The organism is Myxococcus sp. AM010 (genome assembly GCF_013372585.1).
Classification (GTDB): Bacteria; Myxococcota; Myxococcia; order Myxococcales; family Myxococcaceae; genus Myxococcus; species Myxococcus vastator.
Window position 1 is genome coordinate 1 of record NZ_JABXEO010000261.1, and the last position, 385, is coordinate 385.

The 385-nt window shown below is 35.6% G+C and carries 1 protein-coding gene; it reads right to left on the reverse strand.

Annotation, left to right across the window (positions count from 1 at the left end; all coding sequences use genetic code 11):
• Positions 1 to 385, reverse strand: a 385-nt coding sequence (locus HV826_RS36600) for a cation diffusion facilitator family transporter (RefSeq protein ID WP_176421595.1), incomplete at both ends; no start/stop codon positions are given.

Genomic DNA, 385 nt, shown 5'->3' on the forward strand with positions numbered 1-385 from the left:
GGAATGCCCTTCAACTAAAGACAATTCAGAACTAACACTAACTACCAAATCAAGTAAAATATTATTTCCATGAACGCGCGCTCTTATATTCTTAATTTGTTTAACACCAGGAACTTGGTTAATAGATTTAGTTATACCATCAAGCTTCTCTCTACTAAAACCATCTGATAGATTATGAGTTGCCTCCCTAAATATATCCCATCCTGTCTTTAATATTAAAGCACTTACAACTACAGCTGCAAGAGGATCTATCCAAGGAAAACCAAACTGAGAAGCAACAATACCTATGGTCGTACCAATACTTACCCATGCATCAGAAAGATTATCTTTTGCAGCAGCCATTAGCCCAGAGCTTTTTATCTTAACAGCAATCCTCATATTATAA